The organism is Mycobacterium sp. (assembly GCF_035633495.1).
Classification (GTDB): domain Bacteria; phylum Actinomycetota; class Actinomycetes; order Mycobacteriales; family Mycobacteriaceae; genus Mycobacterium.
Window position 1 is genome coordinate 1 of record NZ_DASQEU010000071.1, and the last position, 2,977, is coordinate 2,977.

Genomic DNA, 2,977 nt, shown 5'->3' on the forward strand with positions numbered 1-2,977 from the left:
TGACGGAGTCGGCGAAAGCCGTTCCGCCCAACACCAATTGACCCCTCCCGTGGCATCGTGGCGCCAAGGAAGACTGAACAACCATGAGCGGAGTGCGTTGCTGTGATCGTGGTCCTGTCCGCCGCAGACGCCCAGAGACGCCTGGCGTCGGGGGCGATGGCGTGCCCGGAGTGCGCCGGGGTCCTGGCCAAGTGGGGGCACGGGCGCAGCCGTACCGTCCGCGGGCCAGGGACGAGCGCCGTGACGGTGCGGCCCGCCCGCGCCCGCTGCATCGTGTGCGCCAAGACTCAGGTGCTGTTGCCGGCCGAGCTGCAAGTCCGCCACGCCGACACTACCGAGGTCATCGGAAACGCGTTGATACACAGGGTAAATGGTCTCGGATTCCGCCGTATCGCCGCTCGGATCGACCGGCCTGAGTCGACCGTGCGTCGGTGGTTGCGCCGAGTTCCACCCGATCACTTGCACTGGCTGAGTACCCAAGCCAATCGGCGGCTCATCGCGATCGCGGTCGAGGTGTTCAGCAGCATCAAATATCTCGGCGATCCGCTACGTCACGCGCTGACCGTGCTGGCCGCGACGGCGCATCACGACAAGCAACGATTCGGGTTCGGTGACCCGACGTGGGCGCTGGTCGGGATGTACACCCGCGGCCGACTCCTCTGCCCACCGCGCAGCCCCTGACATCCGCGGCCCGCGGGGTATCCGCATGCCCGCGGCGGACCGTCACCATGCAGACCACATCGTCAACGGGCCGACCACGCCGTCACCACGCCGATCACGAACCCGAATCCACCCGAAATCGGTCCGCATTCACAGTGACGCCATCATCTGCATCTTCAGTGACGGTCAACACGAGAGCCAACGGCTGGGTCCAATCCGGCGGCACCGCGTAGCGCTGTCCGGTCGCCCTGTGCCCGCCGCCGTTCTTGCGGCTGGGCCAAAGCGGCGCGGTCGCGTTGTAGACCGCGTCGTTGGGGTCGCCGTGCGGATGCGTCTCCCGCAAGTAGGCCGCCATCCTCGCCGCGGAGAAATGATCAGAACCTACTTATCGGTGAATGGTGCACCGGCGGCACGGATACCTGATCAGAACAGGACTGTTGGTAGGTCTATCCACAGGCTTGGTGCCGAGCTGCCGGTCACCGTTCGCCAGCTTGCCCCGGCGACCCCTGTCTGCCGGTGCTAGCCCGATCGTTAGGGCAGAAGGCGGGCCGCCGGGCGGGTTCGCTGTCTAGGTGACTCTCGTCGACCTTCAGGATCTTGAGCCCTCCAAGAAGGCCGCGAGCCTCGACGGCTGCGCGAGCAGATGGGCCCGGGCACGGCGTGTCGTCGCGGTCCACCGCTGGTCAACGGTTGGGATTGTTCGTGGTTCGAGCCCGCTTGCACGGTAGGACGCCCCGTATCTTTTCGAGAGCCGCAGAGCTCTGACAAAGACCGGCGCCGTGCGGTGCGCTGGGATCGCGAACAGCTCATCGGAGGCAAGCCCGAGAGGCTCGTAAGTAGGGTGCTGCGCGTTCTCGCTGGGGTCTTGGACCAGTTTGGTTCTACTAACGGACAATACGGAGGTGTGAGGAATGAACCGATCGTGTGGAATCGATTGGGCTGAAGGGCATCACGACGTCGCGATCATCGATGGCGATGGCAAGCTGTTGGCGAAGAAACGGATCGGCGACGATCCGGCCGGATTCAGCGCATTGATCGAGCTGCTTGCCGACGCTGGCGACGACCCGGAACACCTGATTCCGGTGGCGATCGAAACCCCGCGCGGGCTGCTGGTGGCGGCTCTGCGGGGTACGGGACGGCCGGTGTTCGCGATCAACCCGATGGCCGTGGCGCGTTACCGGGAGCGACACTCGGTGGCCCGCGCGAAGTCCGACCACGCCGATGCGATGACGCTGGCGAACATTCTTCGCGTCGACGGACACATCCACCGACAACTGCCGGCCGACAGCGAATTAGCCAAAGCCATAGCGGTTTTGGCGCGTGCCCAGCAGGATGCGGTGTGGCGACGAACCAAGGCCGGCAATGAACTGCGATCGATTCTGCGCGAGTATTATCCAGGGTTCCTAGCCGCCTTTGCCGGTACGTCCGCCACCAACCTGGCCAAACCGGAAGCCCGCGCGGTCCTGGCCATCGCGCCCACGCCCGCGCACGCCGTCCGGCTCACCAAGGCACGCATCGCTGCCGCGCTGCGGCGTGCCGGTCGTAAACGCGGCATCGACGATTTGGCCACAGACATCCTGAAACACTTGCGGATCCCGCAATTACGGCAACCGGACCTGGTCGAAAAGGCCATGGGCCGCCAAGCGATGGCCCTGCTGGCGATGCTCGATGCCGCCTGCGCCGGCGCTGACGATCTCGAACAGGGCGCGACCGAAGAATTCCGCAAGCACCCCGATCACGCCGTCATCACCAGCTTTCCGGGCCTGGCCGAGGTGACCGGCGCCCGCGTCCTCGCTGAGATCGGTGACGACCGCGACCGGTTCGCCGACGGCCGCGGACTGAAGGCATATGCCGGATCAGCACCGGTCACCAGGGCGTCGGGCAAGGTCACTTCCGTCACCCACCGACGGGTCAAGAACGACCGGCTCGCCGCTGTCGGCTGGGTTTGGGCCACCTACGCCGCGATCAACCCCGGTCCTGCCCGCGTGCACTACCGCCGGCGCCGCGACCAGGGCGACCGCCACGCCGCCGCTCTGCGGCACTTGTTCAACAAGATGATCGGCCAGCTCTACCACTGCCTGCAAACCGGCCAAACCTTCGATCCGATCAAGGCTTTCGGACAACCGCATCCCGCAGCGGAATCGGCGGCTGCTTGACAGTTAGCGGAATCGGAGGTCTGTGGATGGCCCTCGGCCTGGTGACGTGAAAAGGCGCACCTTCCCGAGGATGATCTGAAAGTCCAAGTTGTCCTGATCAAGACCGGCGTTGACGCGCTGGTTGGGAAGGTACGCCCATGCTCACGGTAGTTCATGATGCC

3 protein-coding genes are annotated in these 2,977 nt (G+C 65.5%); 2 read left to right on the forward strand and 1 reads right to left on the reverse strand.

Annotation, left to right across the window (positions count from 1 at the left end):
- The first annotated feature begins 102 nt into the window (after positions 1 to 102).
- Positions 103 to 681 (forward strand): helix-turn-helix domain-containing protein, encoded by a 579-nt coding sequence (locus tag VET27_RS11575; RefSeq protein ID WP_526518136.1) that lies wholly within the window; start codon positions 103 to 105, stop codon positions 679 to 681.
- A gap of 94 nt (positions 682 to 775) precedes the next feature.
- On the opposite strand, the gene VET27_RS11580 is transcribed toward VET27_RS11575, so the two are convergent.
- Complete coding sequence (locus tag VET27_RS11580) at positions 776 to 1,015, reverse strand: hypothetical protein (RefSeq protein ID WP_526518138.1); 240 nt, start codon at positions 1,013 to 1,015, stop codon at positions 776 to 778.
- A gap of 556 nt (positions 1,016 to 1,571) precedes the next feature.
- On the opposite strand from VET27_RS11580, the gene VET27_RS11585 reads away from it, so the two are divergent.
- Positions 1,572 to 2,816: an IS110 family RNA-guided transposase gene (locus tag VET27_RS11585; RefSeq protein ID WP_526518140.1), complete on the forward strand. Its 1,245-nt coding sequence runs from the start codon at positions 1,572 to 1,574 to the stop codon at positions 2,814 to 2,816.
- Positions 2,817 to 2,977: the final 161 nt, after the last annotated feature.